Raw genomic sequence first — 18,614 nt, forward strand, 5'->3', positions numbered from 1 at the left:
ATGACCGGGCCGTTCATCCGCCCGCGCCGGCTGCGGCAGACCCCCGCCATGCGGCGGCTGGTCGCCGAGACCCGGCTGCATCCGTCCCAGCTGGTGCTCCCGATGTTCGTCGCCGACGGCATCGACGAGCCCCGGCCCATCTCCTCGATGCCCGGCGTGGTGCAACACACCGTCGACTCGCTGCGCGCCGCGGCGCACGACGCGGTCGACGCGGGAGTCGGTGGACTCATGCTGTTCGGGGTACCGCGAGCCGAGGACAAGGATGCGACCGGTTCGGCCGGCGACCGCCCCGACGGAGTGCTGAACCGCGGGCTCGAGGCCCTGCGGGCGGACTTCGGCGACGAGACCGTCCTGATGGCCGACACCTGTCTGGACGAGTTCACCGATCACGGACACTGCGGGGTGCTGACCGAGAGCGGTGACGTCGACAACGACGCCACCCTGCGCCGATACGAGTCGCTCGCCGTCGCGCAGGCGCGGGCCGGTGCGCACGTGGTGGGGCCGAGCGGGATGATGGACGGCCAGGTGGCCGCGATCCGCGACGCTCTCGACGCCGAGGGCTTCATCGACACGACCATTCTCGCGTACACAGCCAAGTACGCTTCGGCGTTCTACGGGCCGTTCCGGGAGGCCGTCGATTCATCACTCGTCGGCGACCGCCGCACATATCAGCAGGATCCGGCGAACCGGCTGGAGTCCGCGCGCGAACTGCTCGCCGACCTCGAAGAGGGCGCCGACATGGTGATGGTCAAACCCGCCATGAGCTACCTCGACATCGTCCGGGACGTCGCCGACCGGACCGACGCGCCCGTCGCCGCGTACCAGGTCAGCGGTGAGTACGCGATGATCGCCGCGGCCGCCGAGCGCGGCTGGATCGACTTCGACGCGGCCATCGACGAATCGGTGCTGTCGATCGCCCGCGCCGGTGCGTCGATCGTGCTGACGTACGCCGCGCCCGAGGTGGCGCGTCGACTCGCCCGCCGGTGATTAGGCTGGAGTCATGACCGCTCCTGGACTGCCGACTGCGGACCCGACCGCGCCACCGCGACGACCGGAGACGATCCGGCTGGCGGTGCAGCTGTGGGTGGCTGTGATCGTCTTCCAGATCGTCGCCGTCGCGTCGCGATTCAACGTCCTCAAGGCAAGCTACGAGAAGCAGGCCCGAGAACTCAGCGACCGGATGAACGAGCCGTCGCTGACCGAGAACATGGGCGTGACCGTGCTCGTCGGGATCGTGGTCATCGTGGTACTGCTGACCGCCGTCGCCGCGCTGTTGATGTGGTTCACCTACTCCGGCCGGACCTGGGCCCGACTGCTCCTCGGCTGGGTGAGCGCGTTCCTGACCGTCGAACTGGTCTTCGCGGTGATCGGTCTGTTCGTCGACACCCAGGGCGGTTCGGATCTGCCGGAGGCACCCGCGTGGGGAATGGTTCCGACCATTCTCGGCGGTGTCTGCGCCGTGGGCGCCCTCGCTGCGCTGATGCACCGCGACAGTGCGGCGTTCTGCCGTGAGGTCGCTGCATACCGTTCCCGCAACCGGCAGAATGGCGCCCGATGATTGACATTCCTTCTCGACGGAGGCCGGAGCGGCCCGATCCCAAGGATCGGCCGGCGCTGGTGGTGTGGGCCCTGCGCCTGTGGATGATCTCGGGTGCCCTGCTGATCGCGCTGGGCGTGCTGGGAGTGATCGCCGACGCGATCAAGCTCGGTTTCGATTTCGGGGTCCTGGCGATCGACGTGCTGGTGATGCTGCTCGGCCTCGCCTACTTCCTGCTGGGCGCCAAGACCTATCGGGGAGCGGTGCAGTGGCGGTCGTCGCTGTCGGCTCTGACGTGCGTGGTGGTCGCGATGCTCCTGCCGTTGACCATCGGCTTCCAGAGCGGTGGTCTGGCCCTGGTGCTGGCATCGGCGGTGGTGGGTCTGTTCGGCTCGGTGCTCGCGTACCGTCCGCAGGCCGACCGTTGGTTCAAATGTCGACTCGGTGACTGCCCCGAGCCCGATTCACCCGAGTCCGCTCCCTCCGCGCCCGATTCGCCCGGAGACGGTCGTCCCGGTGAGTGAGGACGCCGCACCGGACCGGAGCGAGGACCACCGGGAGCCGGGCGCCACGCTGCTCCGCGAGCCCGGCGGCAGTTGGTGGGTGGTCGCGATCGGGCCGGTGCTGATCGTCGCGACCCTCGTCATGGAGATCCTGGGCAAGGGACGCATCCACTGGGAGGTGCTCACCATCTTCGGTGTGGTCCTCGTCGGTTTCTCCCTGCTCCAGGTGGTCGCGGCGCGACAGCACGTGTCGATGCACCTGACCGAGACCACCCTTCGCGAGGGCACGGAGACCATCGACATCGCCGACATCGTCAAGATCTTCCCGGAGAACAACGGCGTAGAGCCGCAGGACTGGGAGAGCGCGCCGGCGCTCGGCGAACTGCACGCCGTGCCGCGCCGCCGGAAGGGGATCGGCCTGCGGCTGGCAGACGGCCGGCTGGTCCAGGCCTGGGCCCGCGACGTCGACCGTCTGCGAACCGAACTGACCGAGGCTCATCTGGCCGTCAAGATGGGTCTGCCACCGAAGGGGAACCGGTAACTCTTGGCTGTGACACCGACGCTGCGGGGAGCGCTGGTATCGGCATCGGTGGCCGTGGTGGCGCTCGTCGCCATCGTCGCCGGTGCCGTGTGGATGATCGATGCGACGCCCCATGACCATCCCGAGCCGGCAGCGCCTGCGATGCGCCCCGCACTCGTGCATCTGGGCGACAGCTACGCCTCCGGTGCGGGCACGTCGCCGCTGGTGGAGGATTCCCCGCTGATGTGCCAGCGGTCGGCGGTCAACTTCGGCGAGACGGTCGGGCGGATGCGCGGCCTGAAGGTCACCGACGTCTCGTGCGCGGGCGCGACCACCGACGATCTGAGCGCCTCGCAGTACGACGGGGTGGCTCCGCAACTCGACGCACTGGGACCGGACACCGCATACGTGACGGTGATGATCGGAGGCAACGACTCCGCCCTGTTCACCACGCTGGTGGGCGAATGCACCCGGCTGGCCCAGGACGATCCCACCGGAGCACCGTGCCGGAGCGCGCTCGGCAGGCGACCGTTCCGAGAGATCTCGGCCGGGACCGGACCGGCCGTCGCGGCAGGTCTGCGGGAGATCCGCAGCAGGGCGCCCCGGGCGGAGGTCTTCATCGTCGGCTATCCGTGGTTGATGCCGGAGAAGACCACCTGCCGGCCGGCCGTCGGTATCGCCGACGGCGACGCCGAGTACGTCCACCGGGTCGAGGCCGCGCTGAACGGCGCGATCGCCACGGCCGCGCGGGAGACCGGTGCGACGTACATCGACATGGCCGCCCGTTCGATCGGTCACGAGGCGTGCAGCCCGCGGGGCATGCGATGGATCGAGCCGCAGATCGGCGCCGATTCGCCGATCGTCATGCATCCCAATGAAGCCGGTCAGCGCGCGATCGCGGATGCCGTCGCGCAGCACATCCGCTAGCGCGGCGTGCCTGAGGCCCCTTTAGCGCACCAACCTGGGAATATGCTCAGAACCGGCACTGCGGTGTGACGGAGTAGGCAGCGATTGGGCCGAGCGGCTCTGATTTGGAACACTGGAGGCCATGGCCGCACCTCTCGACGATCCCGTGCAGAACACCGCCGTCAGCGCACAACTGTTCAAACGGGCGTCGCAGGCGGTTCCCGGAGGAGTGAACTCGCCGGTCCGCGCCTTTTCGTCGGTCGGCGGCGATCCGCGTTTCATCACGCGAGCGCAGGGCTGGAAGCTCACCGACGCCGACGGGAACGACTACGTCGACCTCATCTGCTCGTGGGGACCGATGATCCTGGGTCACGCGCATCCGGCGGTCGTCGAGGCGGTGCGAGAGGCCGCCCGGACGGGTCTGTCGTTCGGCGCGCCGACCGTCGGTGAGATCGAGTTGGCGGAGGAGATCATCGACCGAGTCGATCCGGTCGCGCGCGTCCGGCTGGTCAACTCCGGCACCGAGGCGACGATGTCCGCGGTCCGGCTGGCGCGCGGGTTCACCGGCCGCGCCAAGATCGTCAAATTCGCCGGCTGCTACCACGGGCATGTCGACGCCCTGCTGGCCGACGCCGGCTCGGGTGTCGCCACGCTCGGCCTGCCGACCTCGCCGGGCGTCACCGGAGCCGCCGCGCACGACACGCTCGTCCTGCCGTACAACGATCTCGCCGCCGTGGAACGGGCGTTCGCCGAGCACGGTCCCGACATCGCCGCCGTCATCACCGAGGCCGCCGCTGGCAACATGGGCGCCGTCGCGCCGGTCGCCGGGTTCAACGAAGGGCTGCGGCGCGTGACCGCCGACAACGGCGCGCTGCTCATCATGGACGAGGTGATGACCGGCTTCCGCGTGAGCCCGGCCGGTCACTACGGTCTCGACGGTGTGGCCGCCGACCTCTACACCTTCGGCAAGGTGATGAGCGGAGGGCTGCCCGCTGCCGCGTTCGGCGGTCGGTCGGAGGTGATGGACCACCTGGCTCCCATCGGCCCCGTGTACCAGGCTGGGACGTTGTCCGGCAACCCGGTGGCGGTCGCCGCCGGTCTCGCCACCCTGCGCAATGCGACCGCCGATGTGTACGCCGCACTCGACGCCAACGCCGACCGTCTCGCGACGATGATCGGCGACGCCCTCACCGAGGCGGGCGTGGCGCACCGGGTCCAGAAGGCCGGGAACCTGTTCAGCGTCTTCTTCACCGATCCCGACGACCCGGCCGATACGCCGATCGTCGATTACGACGGCGTCAAGGCCACCCAGACCTGGCGCTTCGCACCGTTCTTCCACGCATTGCTCGCGCGCGGCGTCTACCCGCCGCCGAGTGCCTTCGAAGCGTGGTTCGTATCCGCAGCGCTCGACGACGAGGCCTTCTCGATCATCGCCGACGCACTGCCGGCCGCCGCGGCTGCCGCGGCCGCCGCGAGCAATCCCGGGGAGGGAGTCCGATGAAGACGATCGTCCACCTGATGCGCCACGGCGAGGTGCACAATCCCGAGGGCATCCTCTACGGCCGTCTCCCCGGCTACCGGCTGTCGGACACGGGCCGGGCCCAGGCTCAGCTGGTGGCCGATACGCTGGCCGACCATGACATCACCCATGTCTTCGCGTCGCCTCTGCAGCGGGCGCAGGAGACGGCGACGCCGATCGCGAAGGCTCACGGCCTCGAGATCACGACGGTCACCGATCTGATCGAGGCAGACAATCAGTTCGAGGGTCTGAAGGTCTCGGTCGGCGACGGCGCGCTCAGCAAGCCACGGCACTGGCTCAAGCTGCGGGACCCGTTCACCCCGTCGTGGGGTGAGCCGTACATCCAGATCGCACACCGCATGCTGGCCGCGGCCAGCACGGCGCGTGACGCGGCGCGCGGACACGAGGCGATCTGTGTGAGCCACCAGCTGCCCGTGTACACGCTGCGCCGCTTCCTCGAAGGCCAGCGCCTCTGGCACGACCCGCGGGTGCGGCAGTGCTCCCTGGCCTCGCTGACCACGCTCATCTACGACGACGACGCCCTGGTCGACATCGTCTACTCGGAGCCGGCCGGCGAATCGGACCCCCGGGTCACGGGAGCATGACCGGCGGTCGGGCGAGGCCGGGCCGGCGGACCGCCGCCGCACTGTGCGCGGTCATCGCCGCGGCGGGCCTTCTCGCGGGATGCAGCACCGGCGACGACGCGGTCGCGACGGAGAACGGCAATCAGTTCGTCTCTCCGGGCGGTAAGACCGTCATCGAATACGACCAGGGTTCGCGCCGTGACATCGGCGATGTCAGCGGCGAGGATCTGACGGGCGACGGCACCGTGAAGTTCTCGGACTTCAAGGACAAGGTGATGGTCGTCAACGTCTGGGCGTCCTGGTGCCCGCCGTGCCGTACCGAGTTCCGCGACTTGGAGAAGGTGTACGACGAGACCAAGGACCGCGGTGTTCAGTTCGTCGGCATCAACTTCCGGGACTCACGGTCGAGCGCGCAGGACTTCGTGACCGATCGCAAGGTCCCGTACCCCTCGATCTACGACTACGGCGGCGCCAGCCTGGCCGCGCTCGGCGTCCCGGTGGGAGTGGTGCCGACGACGGTGATCCTGGACCGGCAGCACCGCCCGGCCAAGGTCTACTTGCGTGCGATCACCGAGGACGAACTGCGTGATGCGGTCGTCAAGGTGGCCGAGGAAGGTCCGGCGCCGCAATGACCGAGACTCACCTGGCCGATCTGGGCGCCTCCTTCGCCGGAACGGTCACCAGCGGCCCGCTGCTGCTCGCGCTCGGGGTGTGCATTCTGGTCGGCCTGATCTCGTTCGCCTCTCCGTGCGTGGTGCCGCTGGTCCCCGGATACCTCTCGTACCTCGCCGGGCTGGTCGGCGCCGAGGCACCGGCGGTGAGGGCCGACGAGGACCGCAAGGCCGGACGCTGGCGCGTGGTGGGGGCGGCCGGGCTCTTCGTCCTCGGCTTCACCATCGTGTACGTGCTGGCCACCGCCGCGCTCTTCGGCGTCACCTCGGTGTTCCTGGACACCGACCGGCTGCAGCTGATGCAGCGCATCGGCGGCGTGTTCACCATCGTCATGGGCCTGGTGTTCATCGGCATGATCCCGTTCCTGCAGCGTGACAAGCGGATGACGCCGCGCCGCTACTCCGGCGTCATCGGCGCCCCGATCCTCGGCGCGGTGTTCGCGGTCGGCTGGATCCCGTGCAGCAGTGCGACGCTCGGCGCCGTGATCGGCGTCGCGATGAGCACCGACGGCAACACCCCGGTCCGCGGTGCGCTGATGGTGGCCGCGTACTGCTTCGGACTCGGCATCCCGTTCATCGTTCTGGCCTTCTCCTCGGCCTGGGCGGTCCGCAGCCTCGGCTTCGTCCGCAGGCACGCGCGGACCATCCAGATCATCGGCGGAGTACTGCTGATCGTCGTCGGCGTGATGCTGGTGGGCGGCTGGTGGAACGAGTTCGTGGACTGGATCCGGATGTCCCTGATCACTGACGTGGAGCTGCCCGTATGACCCAGCCCGTCCGACCGTCCGTCCTCTCGCGGTTCGTCGTCGCCCCGCTGCGCAAGACCTGGCGCGGACTGACCTCGATGCGTACCGCGCTCGCGCTGCTGTTCCTGCTGGCGCTGGCCGCGATCCCGGGGGCGCTGCTCCCGCAGCGCGACCTCAACGAGCAGAAGACGCTCAAGTACATCGCCGATCACGGCACGCTCGGCACCTGGATGGACCGCCTGCAGCTGTTCGAGGTGTTCTCCTCGGCCTGGTTCACGGCGATCTACCTGCTGCTGTTCATCTCGCTGGTCGGCTGCCTCACGCCGCGCACCTGGGAGCACTACAAGGCGCTGCGGACCCGGCCGGTCAAGGCCCCGCGGAACCTCGCCCGGATGCCCCGGCACATCACCGAGACCGTCGACGGCGAGCCCGCCGAGGTGGCCGATCGGATCACCTCGAATCTGCGCGGCTGGCGGACCGAGGTCCGCACCATCGAGCCGTCGGCGCGGTACCCGAAGGGTGCGGTGGAGGTCTCCGCGGAGAAGGGCTACCTGCGCGAGTTCGGCAACCTGGTGTTCCATTTCGCGCTGTTGGCGCTGCTGGTCACGATCGCCGTCGGCAAGCTCTTCGGGTACGAGGGCAGCCGAACGCTGGTCGCCGACGGCGACCAGGTGCTCTGCAACACCTCGACCGCCGTATACGACTCGTTCCGGTCCGGATCGATGGTCGACGGGACCGGGCTCAAGCCCTTCTGCATCCGCATCGACCACTTCGAGGCCAAGTTCCTGCCCAGCGGGCAGCCCGACATGTACGACGCCACGATGGCGTACACGACCGATGTGACGGCTCCGCCGAACACTTGGCCGACGACGTCCGTCCAGGTCAACAAGCCGCTGAGGATCGCAGGCGACCGCGTGTACGTGCTCGGCAACGGATTCGCTCCGACGTTCACCGTCACCTTCCCGAACGGCCAGACCAGGACCGAGACCACGCCGTTCATCCCGCAGTCGACGCAGACCATGCTGTCGGAGGGCGCGGTGCGGTTCGACACCCCGGCGGGCCTGTATCCCGACGAGGACGAGCGCCGCAAGCACCAGGTCGCGATCGAGGGGCTGTTCGCCCCCGACGCGGTGTTCCCGCACGCGAACCTGCTCGACTCGGTCTCGCCGGTTCCGAACAAGCCCGCGGTCGCCATTCGCGTGTACCAGGGTGACACCGGACTGGACACCGGCCGTCCGCAGAACGTTTACTCGCTGGACCAGACCCTGATCGATCAGGGCCGGCTCAAGCAGAAGGCGTCGGTGAACCTGTCGCAGGGGGCGGACACCGTTCTCCCCGACGGCACTCGGGTGCGGTTCGACGGCTACCAGCGCTGGGTGTCGGTTCAGGTCTCGCACAATCCGGCGCAGACCGGCGTGCTGATCTCCGCGATCGTGATGGTCGCGGGCCTGGTGGTCTCGCTCATGATCCGGCGCAGGCGTATCTGGGCTCGGATCGTGCCTGGTGCCGACGGCGATGAACGACGTACTGTAGTAGAAGTGGCCGGCCTGGCCAGGACCGACCAGGCGGGTTGGGGCGACGGATTCGAAGAGCAGGCTCGCGGACTGCTCAAGACGGATGCGCCGAAGAACCGGGCCAAGCTCTGATGGCTCCGGTGTGGGATGAGATGAGGAAGCGTTCATGAACGACGACGCCGGCTACGTCAACGAGACACTGGCCCGTTACTCGGACTGGCTCTACGCCACCAGCATCACCGTGTACGTGATCGCCATGCTGATGTTCCTCGGAGCGCTGGCGGCGGCACGGTACGCGAAACTGGACGAACGCCGTGAGGAACTCGTCGGTGCGAGCGTCGGGGGATCCTCGTCCGACGACCGGATGCCCGGACGTGTCGCCGGACCCGCGCCGCGGCGGTCGCTCGGCGATCGGCTCGCCGCCATGGCCTACCCCGTGGTGTGGGTCGGGTTCCTGGCGCACCTCGGATCGATCGTGCTGCGCGGCATGGCGACCGATCGTGCGCCCTGGGGCAACATGTACGAGTTCATCTCGTTGACCTGCGTCGCCTGTGTCGGTGCCGGTCTGGTGGTGCTCCGCCGGAAGGAGTCGCGGCCGCTGCTGAGCTTCGTCCTCATCCCGGTGGTCCTGCTGATGTTCATCGCGGGCCGCTATCTGTACACGCAGGCCGCGCCCGTGGTGCCCGCGCTCAAGTCGTACTGGCTGGCGATCCACGTCTCGATCATCTCGATCTCCTCGGGCGTGCTGCTGGTGGCCGGTGTGGCCAGCATCCTGTACCTGGTGAAGAACCGATGGCCCGCAGTCGGGAGCGAGGCGGACGAGCTCGCCACCGGTGTCGGCGCGTCGCTGCGCCGGCTGCTCGATCATCTGCCGAGCGCCGACGCGCTCGACCGCACCGCGTACAAGTGCACCGTGATCGGATTCCCGCTCTTCGGTCTCGGCATCATCTTCGGTGCCATCTGGGCCGAGGCCTCGTGGGGCCGCTTCTGGGGCTGGGACCCGAAGGAGACGGTGTCGTTCATCGCGTGGGTGATCTACGCGGCCTACCTGCACGCTCGCGCGACGGCCGGATGGCGCAACGCCTCCGCGTGGATCAACGTCGCCGGCTTCGTGGCCCTGCTGTTCAACTTGTTCGCGATCAACCTGGTCGTGTCCGGACTGCACTCCTACGCCGGACTGTAGGAATACTCCGGACTGTAGGAACAGCGCCCGTCAGGATCAGCGTTCGTCGAGCCTGCGCAGGAAGTCCGGGTCGTCGTCCGGTCCGCGGGGGACGCTGGACCGGTCGGAACGACCGGTCTGGTCCTGCATCCGGGACTCGACCAGCCGCCACGACAGGTAGGCGGCGACGATCACGACCAGGACTACGAACAAATACGGCACGACCGCACTACCTCCTGACGCACGACCACTGCGCGCACGCGCGTGGAATCGCTGTCAGCCAGGCTACCGGAGAAAGAGCGATGCCCGGTCCGGGCATCGGCCCGAACCGGGCATCCCGAAGGACGTTCCGGCCTCGCGAGGTCAGGAGCGGTTCAGGAGCTCCACGACGTCGGCCTCGCGGAAACGACGGTGACCGCCCGGGGTGCGAATCGACTTGAGCACGCCGGACGAGGCCCAGCGGGCCACCGTCTTCGGGTTCACGTTGAACATCGCGGCGACCTGACCGGGCGTCAGGTTGTGCTGCGTCGCGAGAGCGGGGGTGATCATCCCGGTGTCGGCGGAGTTGTCGGCGAGTGCAGTCATCAGGTTCTCCTTGTCCTAGCTGGGCTTCGGTCACTGCGTTTCGGTAACACGGGCGCGTACGCCGCTAGACACCACAAGTACACGCATTTGTGCTGGTTGCTCGAACAGTCAGGCGTTGGTAAAGAGTCCGTAATGTCTGATGGGCCTCGATTCTTCGCCTTGCCCACGCTGCCCGATCGTGTCGTACGAACGGTGTATTCGCAGGTAGGCGCGCGACGCCAGTACCCTGGCTGTATGACAGATGAACGAGAAGACTCCGGCACCGCCGGGTCGAAGCCCCCTGCGACCATGACGACGTTGGCCGGAGCGGTGGCGCTGTACACGATCGCCCGGCTCGCACTCGTCGTCGTCATCGCGCTGGTGATCATCTTCGGCGCCAAGATCGTCGGAGTCGAGGTGCCGGTACTCGTCGCGGCGGTCTTCGCGGTGCTGATCGCGCTGCCCCTGGGCATGGTCGTCTTCAAGTCGCTTCGCCTCCGGGTGAACGATCAGATCGCTCGAGTCGATGAGCAGCGGGCGGCGCAGCGCACCGACCTGCAGGCTCGGCTGCGCGGCGAGGACTGACGGTACGACGTGGCGACTCGGGTTGTGGAGCGGACGTACGACCGCAGTTGGACCAGCCGGGCGGTACGGACCATCGAAGCGGATGCGCGGCGCAGCGCGGACACACATCTGCTGAAGGTGGACCTGCCGGACTGGGCGGCGCGCGGCGACGGCATCGACCTCTATCTGAAGGACGAGTCCACGCATCCGACCGGATCGCTCAAGCACCGGCTGGCGCGGTCACTGTTCCTCTACGCCCTCTGCAACGGCTGGATTCACGAGGGCACCACCGTCATCGAGGCATCCTCGGGTTCCACCGCGGTGTCGGAGGCGTACTTCGCGAAGCTGATCGGCGTCCCGTTCATCGCGGTGATGGTGAGCGGCACCTCGCCCGCGAAGACGCGGCTCATCGAGGCCGAGGGCGGGATCTGTCACTTCGTCGACTCGCCCTCGGAGATCTACAGCGTCGCCCAGCGACTCGAGCGCGAACTCGGCGGCCACTTCATCGACCAGTTCACGATGGCCGAGCGGGCCACCGACTGGCGGGGCAACAACAACATCGCCGAATCGGTGTTCGCACAGATGGAGGCCGAACGCCATCGGATTCCGGAGTGGATCGTCGTCGGCGCGGGCACGGGCGGCACGTCGGCGACCTTCGGCCGGTACCTGCGCTACCGGCAGCACCCCACGCGGCTGTGCGTGGTGGACGTGGAGAACTCCGTCTTCCTGCCCGCATACGAGACCGGCGACGGAACCCTCACCTCACCGGGGGCCTCGCGGATCGAGGGCATCGGCCGCCCGCGAGTCGAGCCGTCGTTCGTCTCGCAGGTGATCGACCGGATGATCGCCGTTCCCGACGCGGCCTCGATCGCGGCGATGCGCTTCCTCAGCGACCGTCTCGGCCGCCGGGTCGGCGGATCTACCGGCACCAACTTCTGGGGTGTCTGCTCGCTCATCGGTGAGATGACCGGAAAGGGCCGCTCCGGCAGCGTCGTGTCGCTGCTGTGCGACAGCGGCGACCGCTACGATCACACCTACTTCAACGACGACTGGGTGGCCGAGCAGCGGCTCGACCTCGGCCCGCCGACGGCGGCTCTCGAGCGGTTCTTCGAGACCGGAGTGTGGTCGGCCGGCTGACGTCGCGGAGTCCTGCGGAGGGAGGCGATCGTGGCCGTCGTCGAGGCGTCGGGACTGGTTCGCGAGTACCGGATGGGCACGGAGGTGGTCCGCGCCCTCGACGGGGCGTCGCTGACCCTGGACGGCGGGCAGTTCGTCTCGGTGGTCGGCCCCTCGGGAGCGGGCAAGTCCACGCTCCTGCACATCATCGGCGCGCTCGACACCCCGACCTCCGGCACCATCCGCGTGGACGGTACCGATCTGGCGGCGCTCGGCGACGACGAGGCCTCCGAGTTCCGGCGACGGCGGGTCGGGTTCATCTTCCAGTTCTTCAACCTCGTCCCCACGCTGACCGCGTGGGAGAACGTGGCACTCCCGATGCTCCTCGACTCGAAGTCGTTGCGGAAGGCGCGTCCGCGTGCCGAGGAACTGCTCGGCCGAGTGGGTCTGGGCGGGCGAGTGAACCACCGTCCGTCGGAGCTCTCGGGCGGCCAGATGCAACGGGTGGCGATCGCACGGTCGCTCATGATGGGTCCCAAGATCCTGCTGGCCGACGAACCGACCGGCAACCTCGATTCGCGCACCGGCGCCGAGGTGCTCGATCTGCTCGCGTCCGTGGCGCACGACGAACCCGACCGCCTGGTGTTGATGGTGACCCACGACGAGAACGCCGCCGCGGTCTCCGATCGGATCGTCACCGTCCGCGACGGCAGGATAGACGGGCGGCCCGCCTGACATGGGCGGGCTCGCCGCGGGACTGACGCGTGTCCGGATCCTCAATCTCCGGGAACTGGCCGGGCACAAGCTGCGGGTGGCGACGTCCCTGGCCGTGGTGCTGATCTCCTCGGCGCTGTTGGTGGCCGTCCTCGGCACGTACGGATCGATGTCGGAGTCGGTGCGGGAGTTCAGCGCCGCGGTGGCCGGCGACGCGACCGTGGAGGTGGCCGCGATCGCCGACAGCGGGGTGGACGCCGCGATCGCGGGCGAACTGCGCCGCGACGTGCCGGACGCCCGAGCCGTGGTACCCCTGGTGCGCGACACCGTGCTGCTCGACGGGCGCCCGACGGTGCTGCTGGGGTCGGATCTGAACGCGCTATCGCTGTCGAGCGGGCTGCGCGCGGCCGTCGGCGCCTCCGGCGGCGGAATCGACGCCGACCGCCTCGACGACGGGATCGTCGTCGGCGCGGCGACCGGTCTGCGCCAGGGGCAGCGACTGACCGTGTCGGGGATCCCGGTGGCCGTGGTCCGAGTGGTCGACGACCAGGCCGCGACCGCGTTGAACGGCGGACGGTTCGTATTCGCCTATCTCGGTCTCGCGGAGCGTCTCGCCGGACTGAACGGTGCGGTCGACTCGATCCTCGTCGTCCCCGGCCCCGGCGTCCCGGAGGCCCGGTTGCGCGCGCAGGTCGCGCGGGTGGTCGACGGCCGCGCGAGCGTGGTGGATCCGGATTTCCGGGTCGCGCAGGTCGAGACGGCCAACTCGGTGACGCACGATTCCACCCTGCTCGTCTCGCTGGTCTCCCTGATCATCGCGGCCTTCCTGGTGTTCAACATGATGAACATGGCGGTCGCCTCTCGCAGGCAGTCGCTGGCGATGGTGCGGGCGCTCGGGGCGCGGCGCAGGCACCTCGTCGGCGATCTCCTGGCCGAGTCGGCGGTCCTGGGCCTCGTCGGCGGTGCGGCGGGGGTCCCGGTCGGGGTGCTCGCGGGACGGTGGATCGTCGGGCGGTTGCCGGACACGTCCGAGACCGTCGGGGTGGCCGTCGGGTATCACCTGCCGGCGTACGCACCGGTGGTCGCGGTGGCCGCCTGTGTGGTCGCATGCGTCGGCGCGACCGTCCTGGCGGCCAGATCGGTGTTCGCGGTGGCACCGGTGGAGGCGATGGTTCCGGGTGAGGCGGCAGACGCCCGGCCGCCGGCCGCGGGACTGCTGATCGCGAGCGGAGTCGCGGGGGCGGCGACGATCGCGGTGGCCTGGGTCGTCGCCGAGACGGTGCCGGGACGTGCCGCGATCGTCGCCGGCGCCGTCTACTCGGCCGGCGGGCTCCTTCTGTGCTTCGCGCTGATGCCGTTGCTGGTCCGGGCGGTGGTCGGTGCGTCGAACCGCCTGCGCGGACCCGGCCGGCTCGCCGCGGTCAACAGCGAACGCGCACCGCGCCGCGTGTGGGCCACCGTGATGACGGTGGCGGTGGCGATCGCCGTCGGCGTGGGTATCTCCGGTTCGCTGAACAACCTGATCGGGTCGATCTCCAGTTCGCTCACCGGGCTGTCGGACCCCGACTTCTACGTCTCCTCGCGCGACGCGGACTCGATGCCGCTCGGGCCCGCGCTCGACCCGGCCATCGCACAGGAGGTCCGTGCCGTTCCCGGCGTCACCGATGTGGTGGGCGGACAGTGGGCGACGGTCAACATCGCCGACGCGCGCGTCCTGCTCCAGGGCCTCGAACCGGGTGCCGCGGCGCCGTTCGTCCGCAAGTCCTCGCAGGATGCGGTCCGCGAGACCCTCGCCGGGCGGGGCATCCTGCTCTCCGAGGTCCTCGCACGATCACTCGGGGTGCGGGTGGGCGATACCGTTCGACTCGCGACCCCGTCCGGTTACCGCGAACTGGTGGTACGCGACATCGTCGACTACGTGGCCATCGACTCGGGGGTGGGCGCGGTGGCGAACCGGCTCCTGAACGAGTGGTTCCGGCGCGACGGCGATACCTACCTGCAGGTCACGGTGGCGCCGGGCGCCGATCACGAGCAGGTGCGCGAGCGGCTGACCGCGATCGCGGCGCGGCATCCGGGCCGCGGAGACTGGCCGGTCCATGTGTACACCGGGCAGGAGGCGCTCGTCGCTACCGAGCGGAGCGCCCAGCAGGCCGGTGCCTTCACCGTCGCGATCCAGTGGATCGTCGCCGGGGCCGCGGCCGTCGCGCTCCTGAACACGCTGCTGCTCTCGGTTCTGGAACGACGCCGGGAACTCGCTGTGCTGCGGGCGATGGGTGCCTCGCGTCGCTTCGTGTCGCGGATGGTGCTCAGCGAGGCCGCGTCGATCGCGCTGGTCGGCGCGGTGACCGGGCTGATACTCGGCAGCGGACTGCATGTGCTGGCCGACGTGATCCTCACACAGACCACGTCGATCGACATCCGGTACGCGCCGCAGTGGAGCGCCTTCGGTTACGTGGCGATCCCGGTGCTGCTCTGTCTGCTCGGCGCCGGGGTGCCCGCGATGCGGGCCTCGCGGATGAACATCTCGACTTCGCTTGTGGACGACTGAAGAATTGTCAATTTTTCTTGACAGGGCAATTCCGTCAAGATAAATTGACATCATGCACACAGACGAAAGCGTGAACAACCCCGATCCGATGGTTCGGTCGGCGGCCAGCGCCGACCCGGCGACGGGATTGAGTGTGGTTCGGGCGTTGCGGACTCTCGCCGACCGGCTCGAAGACGTCCATGTGGCTTCGGCGAGGTCGCAGGGATGGAGTTGGCAGGCGATCGCCGATGTCCTGCAGATCAGTCGTCAAGCGGTGCATCAGAAGCACTCGTATCGAGAGGCCGCGGAAGCGGCCGGAAAGGACGGCAACGATGTTTGACCGTTTCAACTCAGACGCACGCGCGAGCTTCATGTTCGCGGTGCAGGAGGCCAAAGACCTCGGAAGCCGGCAGATCGGCACCGACCACCTGATCCTCGGAATGCTGTGCAATGCTCGCAGTCCGCTGTTCACCGTGCTCACCGACCAGGGTCTGACTCTGGCGGAGGCACGGAAGGTGGTGCGAAACGACGACGACGGTCCCGTCGAGGACGTTCGCGACCGCTACGAAGAGGACCGGGAGGCCCTGCGCAGCATCGGCATCGACCTCGACAAGGTGCGCGAGGCGGTCGGCGACCGCTTCGGAGAGGACCTGTCGGAGGGCTGGGGGCAGCGCCCCGAGCGCGGCCGCGGCCGCGGCGGGCGGCCCCATCACGGACGTCCGCATGGGGGACCGGCATCGTTCGACGGCCCCGGTTTCCAGGCCCAGTTCGGTCCGGACGGAATCTGGTTCGGCGCCTGGGAGGGCGGCCGTGGACGCCGGGGTCCGCGTGGCCGCGGTCGCGGCGGCCGAATGTCGGAGGCGGCCCGCGAGGCGCTCCGCAGGGCCGCGATGACGGCCCGGGCCGAGAACGAGCGGGAACTCACCGTGGAACGAGTCCTCTTGGCGATCCTCGACGGCGCCGACCCGGCGGCGACCGCCGTGGTGGAGTCGGCCACGACCGTCGACGACCTGCGTGCCGCGGTGACGGCGCTGCTGCCCGAGGGCACCACCGCCGGCTGACGCCAGCCCATCGGGCTCGTCCTATGTCAGGGCGAGCCCGATCGCCGTCGCCACGGACCACACGAGCATCGCGATGCCGGTCAGCGCGAGCACCGGGATCAGGTCGCGTCCCTGGGCGCCGCCCAGGACCAGTCGCACCGGTTTGACGAGGGGGACGATCACCAGCAGGCCGGCAGCGGCGGCGGGGGCGACGACTGCGACGGCGACGCTGACGATCACCGGGATCACGCAGAGGAGCAGGTAGAACGTCCGGGTCCGGCGGTCGCCGAGCCGGACAGCGAGAGTGATCTTGCCCGATTCGGTGTCGCTCGGGATGTCGCGCAAGTTGTTCGCGACGAGGACTCCGCTCGAGAGGCTGCCGACGGCCACAGCGCAGCCGGCGCCGATCCAGTCCACGGAGCCCGCGGCGACGAACTGCGTACCGAGCACCGCGACGAGACCGAAGAACACGAACACGGCTATCTCACCGAAGCCGAGGTAGCCGTAGGGTCGCTTGCCTCCGGTGTAGAACCACGCGCCGGCGATGCAGACCGCTCCGACGAGCACCAGCCACCAGGCCGTCGCCACGGCGAGGACGAGTCCGCAGACCGCGCCGATGCCGAGTGAGATGAGCGCCGCGGTCTTGACCGCTCGCGGGCTCGCCAGGCGGGAACCCACCAGGCGCAGCGGACCGACGCGGTCGTCATCTGTGCCACGAATTCCGTCGGAGTAGTCATTGGCGAAGTTGACGCCTACGATCAGCGCCAGTGCGACGACCAGTGCGAGACCGGCCTTCCACCAGGTGACGTCACCGAGGTGGACGGCCGCGCCGGTCCCGGCGACCACCGGGGCGATCGCGTTCGGCAGGGTGCGCGGTCGTGCGCCTTCGATCCACTGAGTCACTGTTGCCACAGGCCACATCATCTCATCCCGGTGTCCCCAGGTCTGGTGTCGGTCACTCGACCGTCACTCTTCCAGGGACTGTCCGCGCAGGTCACGGCATGTTCTCATAGAATGCTGTCAGGTGCGTCCGAGGCTCGGTGCCGCGGACGCACAGTTCTGCGTCGGGGGAGAGAATCATGAAGCGCACACTTGCCACGTCGACGGCGATCTGCGGAATCTGTCTCGGACTGGCCGCGCCCGCCGCGGTCGCCGCGACACCCACTCCGGTCTTCCTGCCGTCGGTCGCCACTGCCGGTCCGGCGGTCACCGAGTACACCGATGTGCTCGGTGACTGGGTCCAGGGGGCGGACGACGACGCGCACGTCGTCGTCGTTCCCGGGACGGATGACGTCCGCTATCCGCGGATCAACGGAATCGTCGGGGGCCGTGAGTCGACGATCGTGACCTACCCCGAATCGTTCGGCCCGATCATCTCCGGGAAGTCGGGTCGGCTGCTGCCCTTCTTCGCGCCGACCTACGACCAGTCGCGCGACGTCGGCACCGCGAACACCCTCAGCGTGATGCGGGCGTTCCAGGACGCCGATCGGGTGGTGGTCTACACCGGTTACTCGCAGGGTTCCGACGCACTGGGCAACGCCGTGGAGCAGGCGGCAGAGGAGGGGCTGCTCGGATCCGACAGCACCATCCTGCTCGTCTCCGATCCGCGCGGGCCCTGGGGACTGAAATCGCGGCTGAGCCGAACCCCGTTCGCGACGCCGCTGATGGGCTTGTTCGGAGTCGACAACGACGGTGCCCGCAACCCCGCCGACTCCGCCGAGGTGAAGGTCGTTCAGGTCATCGTGCAGGGCGATCCCGTCGCCCACACACAGTGGATCTGGTACCGCCCCGTGGCTTCGGTCCTGGTCAACGCGGCGGGCTTCCTCGCGATCCACTCCGATCCGGGCGAGTACACCTATGCGCACATCGAGAACCTCGAGCACGTCAAGACCTTGCAGAGTGTCGAGGGGAACACCACCTACGAGATCTACGACACGTACCACCCGCTCGCGCTGCTGACCGCGATGGTCTATCGGGCGGTCGGGATCCAGGTGTCCCAGGAGCGGCTGGAGAAGTGGGACCGGGCAGCGGAGTCCTTCTATCCGACTCATGAGATCACCGCCGGCGATGCGGATCCGAAGGCTCCGGTGGTCGACGTCCCGCTCTCCTCCGGCGGAGCGCACCGGCTGCTCGACGCGAACGGCGAATGGGCCGAGCCGCAGCAGCGGGACGGTGCGACGTCGGACGGGCCGCGCCATGCGGCTCCCGAGACGGCCAGCGCACCCGAGACGAGCACGGTGGAGACCGCCCCCGAGGCGATTGCACCTGAGAGCAGTGCGCCCGCGACGACTGCGCCCGAGACCGGTGTCGTCCTCCCGTCGTCGCAGTCCGACGACGCGGCCGAAACCGGTGCCGCGGAGGCGGACTCCGCGAACGCGGCGGACCCCGCCGAGGAACCGACCGACGTTCCCGCGGCGGCGTGACGCG

The 18,614-nt window shown here is 69.0% G+C and carries 21 protein-coding genes; 18 read left to right on the top strand and 3 right to left on the bottom strand.

From position 1 onward, the window contains the following. The 11 genes from hemB (at position 1) to ccsB (ending at position 9,683) form a co-directional block, all read left to right on the top strand. A complete protein-coding gene (hemB, locus tag GSI01S_RS00590; protein ID WP_006894306.1) occupies positions 1 to 987 on the top strand; it encodes a porphobilinogen synthase in 987 nt (328 codons plus the stop codon). Positions 988 to 1,000: 13 nt separating this feature from the next. Further along, positions 1,001 to 1,558, top strand: a complete 558-nt coding sequence (locus GSI01S_RS00595) for a hypothetical protein (RefSeq protein ID WP_006894307.1) — start codon at positions 1,001 to 1,003, stop codon at positions 1,556 to 1,558. Continuing rightward, a complete protein-coding gene (locus tag GSI01S_RS00600) occupies positions 1,555 to 2,061 on the top strand; it encodes a hypothetical protein (protein ID WP_006894308.1) in 507 nt (168 codons plus the stop codon). The genes GSI01S_RS00595 and GSI01S_RS00600 overlap by 4 nt, the downstream gene beginning before the upstream one ends. Then, positions 2,054 to 2,581, top strand: a complete 528-nt coding sequence (mce1N, locus tag GSI01S_RS00605) for a transport-regulating membrane protein Mce1N (RefSeq protein ID WP_006894309.1) — start codon at positions 2,054 to 2,056, stop codon at positions 2,579 to 2,581. Before GSI01S_RS00600 ends, mce1N begins: the two co-directional genes overlap by 8 nt. A gap of 9 nt (positions 2,582 to 2,590) precedes the next feature. Continuing rightward, a complete protein-coding gene (locus GSI01S_RS00610; protein WP_233500205.1) occupies positions 2,591 to 3,487 on the top strand; it encodes an SGNH/GDSL hydrolase family protein in 897 nt (298 codons plus the stop codon). 121 nt (positions 3,488 to 3,608) lie between these two features. Then, on the top strand, positions 3,609 to 4,967 hold the full coding sequence (gene hemL, locus GSI01S_RS00615; protein WP_006894311.1) for a glutamate-1-semialdehyde 2,1-aminomutase: 1,359 nt from the start codon (positions 3,609 to 3,611) through the stop codon (positions 4,965 to 4,967). After that, positions 4,964 to 5,590, top strand: a complete 627-nt coding sequence (locus tag GSI01S_RS00620) for a histidine phosphatase family protein (RefSeq protein ID WP_006894312.1) — start codon at positions 4,964 to 4,966, stop codon at positions 5,588 to 5,590. The genes hemL and GSI01S_RS00620 overlap by 4 nt, the downstream gene beginning before the upstream one ends. Further along, positions 5,587 to 6,201, top strand: a complete 615-nt coding sequence (locus GSI01S_RS00625) for a TlpA family protein disulfide reductase (RefSeq protein ID WP_006894313.1) — start codon at positions 5,587 to 5,589, stop codon at positions 6,199 to 6,201. Before GSI01S_RS00620 ends, GSI01S_RS00625 begins: the two co-directional genes overlap by 4 nt. Further along, positions 6,198 to 7,007 (top strand): cytochrome c biogenesis CcdA family protein, encoded by an 810-nt coding sequence (locus tag GSI01S_RS00630; protein WP_006894314.1) that lies wholly within the window; start codon positions 6,198 to 6,200, stop codon positions 7,005 to 7,007. Before GSI01S_RS00625 ends, GSI01S_RS00630 begins: the two co-directional genes overlap by 4 nt. Then, positions 7,004 to 8,632 (top strand): cytochrome c biogenesis protein ResB, encoded by a 1,629-nt coding sequence (gene resB / locus GSI01S_RS00635; protein ID WP_006894315.1) that lies wholly within the window; start codon positions 7,004 to 7,006, stop codon positions 8,630 to 8,632. Before GSI01S_RS00630 ends, resB begins: the two co-directional genes overlap by 4 nt. Before the next feature lie 34 nt (positions 8,633 to 8,666). Further along, positions 8,667 to 9,683, top strand: coding sequence for a c-type cytochrome biogenesis protein CcsB (gene ccsB, locus GSI01S_RS00640; protein WP_006894316.1), 1,017 nt, complete (start codon positions 8,667 to 8,669; stop codon positions 9,681 to 9,683). A 36-nt stretch (positions 9,684 to 9,719) separates the two neighbouring features. On the opposite strand, the gene GSI01S_RS20280 is transcribed toward ccsB, so the two are convergent. Together GSI01S_RS20280 and GSI01S_RS00645 are read right to left on the bottom strand one after the other, a co-directional pair. Beyond that, complete coding sequence (locus tag GSI01S_RS20280; RefSeq protein ID WP_006894317.1) at positions 9,720 to 9,884, bottom strand: hypothetical protein; 165 nt, start codon at positions 9,882 to 9,884, stop codon at positions 9,720 to 9,722. 141 nt (positions 9,885 to 10,025) lie between these two features. Further along, positions 10,026 to 10,247: a BldC family transcriptional regulator gene (locus tag GSI01S_RS00645; protein ID WP_006894318.1), complete on the bottom strand. Its 222-nt coding sequence runs from the start codon at positions 10,245 to 10,247 to the stop codon at positions 10,026 to 10,028. Positions 10,248 to 10,481: 234 nt separating this feature from the next. Between GSI01S_RS00645 and GSI01S_RS00650 the strand changes: the two genes are divergently transcribed. Genes GSI01S_RS00650 through GSI01S_RS00675 form a run of 6 tightly spaced genes read left to right on the top strand, consistent with a single transcriptional unit; the run spans position 10,482 to position 16,208 of the window. Then, entirely contained in the window at positions 10,482 to 10,811 is a 330-nt protein-coding gene (locus GSI01S_RS00650) for a DUF4229 domain-containing protein (RefSeq protein ID WP_039866578.1), read from the top strand. Positions 10,812 to 10,820: 9 nt separating this feature from the next. After that, positions 10,821 to 11,927 (top strand): L-cysteine desulfhydrase Cds1, encoded by a 1,107-nt coding sequence (cds1, locus tag GSI01S_RS00655; protein WP_006894320.1) that lies wholly within the window; start codon positions 10,821 to 10,823, stop codon positions 11,925 to 11,927. Positions 11,928 to 11,957: 30 nt separating this feature from the next. Continuing rightward, entirely contained in the window at positions 11,958 to 12,641 is a 684-nt protein-coding gene (locus GSI01S_RS00660; protein WP_006894322.1) for an ABC transporter ATP-binding protein, read from the top strand. A gap of 1 nt (position 12,642) precedes the next feature. Continuing rightward, positions 12,643 to 15,168, top strand: coding sequence for an FtsX-like permease family protein (locus tag GSI01S_RS00665; protein WP_006894325.1), 2,526 nt, complete (start codon positions 12,643 to 12,645; stop codon positions 15,166 to 15,168). Positions 15,169 to 15,220: 52 nt separating this feature from the next. Continuing rightward, entirely contained in the window at positions 15,221 to 15,487 is a 267-nt protein-coding gene (locus GSI01S_RS00670; protein ID WP_006894326.1) for a hypothetical protein, read from the top strand. Beyond that, positions 15,480 to 16,208 carry a Clp protease N-terminal domain-containing protein gene (locus GSI01S_RS00675; RefSeq protein ID WP_006894327.1) on the top strand — a complete coding sequence of 243 codons (729 nt, stop codon included), beginning with the start codon at positions 15,480 to 15,482 and terminating at the stop codon, positions 16,206 to 16,208. Before GSI01S_RS00670 ends, GSI01S_RS00675 begins: the two co-directional genes overlap by 8 nt. A gap of 21 nt (positions 16,209 to 16,229) precedes the next feature. Here GSI01S_RS00675 and GSI01S_RS00680 read toward each other — a convergent pair whose 3' ends face one another. Then, the gene (locus tag GSI01S_RS00680) at positions 16,230 to 17,099 is read right to left on the bottom strand and encodes a 1,4-dihydroxy-2-naphthoate polyprenyltransferase (protein WP_006894328.1); all 870 of its coding nucleotides are present in this window, start codon (positions 17,097 to 17,099) and stop codon (positions 16,230 to 16,232) included. 167 nt (positions 17,100 to 17,266) lie between these two features. Here GSI01S_RS00680 and GSI01S_RS00685 point away from each other — a divergent pair, with 167 nt between their 5' ends. Beyond that, positions 17,267 to 18,610 carry a PE-PPE domain-containing protein gene (locus GSI01S_RS00685; protein WP_081598039.1) on the top strand — a complete coding sequence of 448 codons (1,344 nt, stop codon included), beginning with the start codon at positions 17,267 to 17,269 and terminating at the stop codon, positions 18,608 to 18,610. The last annotated feature ends 4 nt before the right edge of the window (positions 18,611 to 18,614 follow it).

This window comes from Gordonia sihwensis NBRC 108236 (assembly GCF_000333035.1).
GTDB lineage: Bacteria > Actinomycetota > Actinomycetes > Mycobacteriales > Mycobacteriaceae > Gordonia > Gordonia sihwensis.

What these genes read in the sequence shown, in the direction of transcription:
- GSI01S_RS00620 (WP_006894312.1), top strand. Translation starts at nt 4,964, where the DNA reads ATGAAGACGATCGTCCACCTGATGCGCCACGGCGAGGTGCACAATCCC.
- GSI01S_RS00595 (WP_006894307.1), top strand. Translation starts at nt 1,001, where the DNA reads ATGACCGCTCCTGGACTGCCGACTGCGGACCCGACCGCGCCACCGCGA.
- GSI01S_RS00600 (WP_006894308.1), top strand. Translation starts at nt 1,555, where the DNA reads ATGATTGACATTCCTTCTCGACGGAGGCCGGAGCGGCCCGATCCCAAG.
- GSI01S_RS00625 (WP_006894313.1), top strand. Translation starts at nt 5,587, where the DNA reads ATGACCGGCGGTCGGGCGAGGCCGGGCCGGCGGACCGCCGCCGCACTG.
- GSI01S_RS00685 (WP_081598039.1), top strand. Translation starts at nt 17,267, where the DNA reads ATGAAGCGCACACTTGCCACGTCGACGGCGATCTGCGGAATCTGTCTC.
- GSI01S_RS00630 (WP_006894314.1), top strand. Translation starts at nt 6,198, where the DNA reads ATGACCGAGACTCACCTGGCCGATCTGGGCGCCTCCTTCGCCGGAACG.
- GSI01S_RS00650 (WP_039866578.1), top strand. Translation starts at nt 10,482, where the DNA reads ATGACAGATGAACGAGAAGACTCCGGCACCGCCGGGTCGAAGCCCCCT.
- hemB (WP_006894306.1), top strand. Translation starts at nt 1, where the DNA reads ATGACCGGGCCGTTCATCCGCCCGCGCCGGCTGCGGCAGACCCCCGCC.
- ccsB (WP_006894316.1), top strand. Translation starts at nt 8,667, where the DNA reads ATGAACGACGACGCCGGCTACGTCAACGAGACACTGGCCCGTTACTCG.
- GSI01S_RS00670 (WP_006894326.1), top strand. Translation starts at nt 15,221, where the DNA reads ATGCACACAGACGAAAGCGTGAACAACCCCGATCCGATGGTTCGGTCG.
- GSI01S_RS00645 (WP_006894318.1), bottom strand. Translation starts at nt 10,247, where the DNA reads ATGACTGCACTCGCCGACAACTCCGCCGACACCGGGATGATCACCCCC.
- hemL (WP_006894311.1), top strand. Translation starts at nt 3,609, where the DNA reads ATGGCCGCACCTCTCGACGATCCCGTGCAGAACACCGCCGTCAGCGCA.
- GSI01S_RS00675 (WP_006894327.1), top strand. Translation starts at nt 15,480, where the DNA reads ATGTTTGACCGTTTCAACTCAGACGCACGCGCGAGCTTCATGTTCGCG.
- resB (WP_006894315.1), top strand. Translation starts at nt 7,004, where the DNA reads ATGACCCAGCCCGTCCGACCGTCCGTCCTCTCGCGGTTCGTCGTCGCC.
- GSI01S_RS00665 (WP_006894325.1), top strand. Translation starts at nt 12,643, where the DNA reads ATGGGCGGGCTCGCCGCGGGACTGACGCGTGTCCGGATCCTCAATCTC.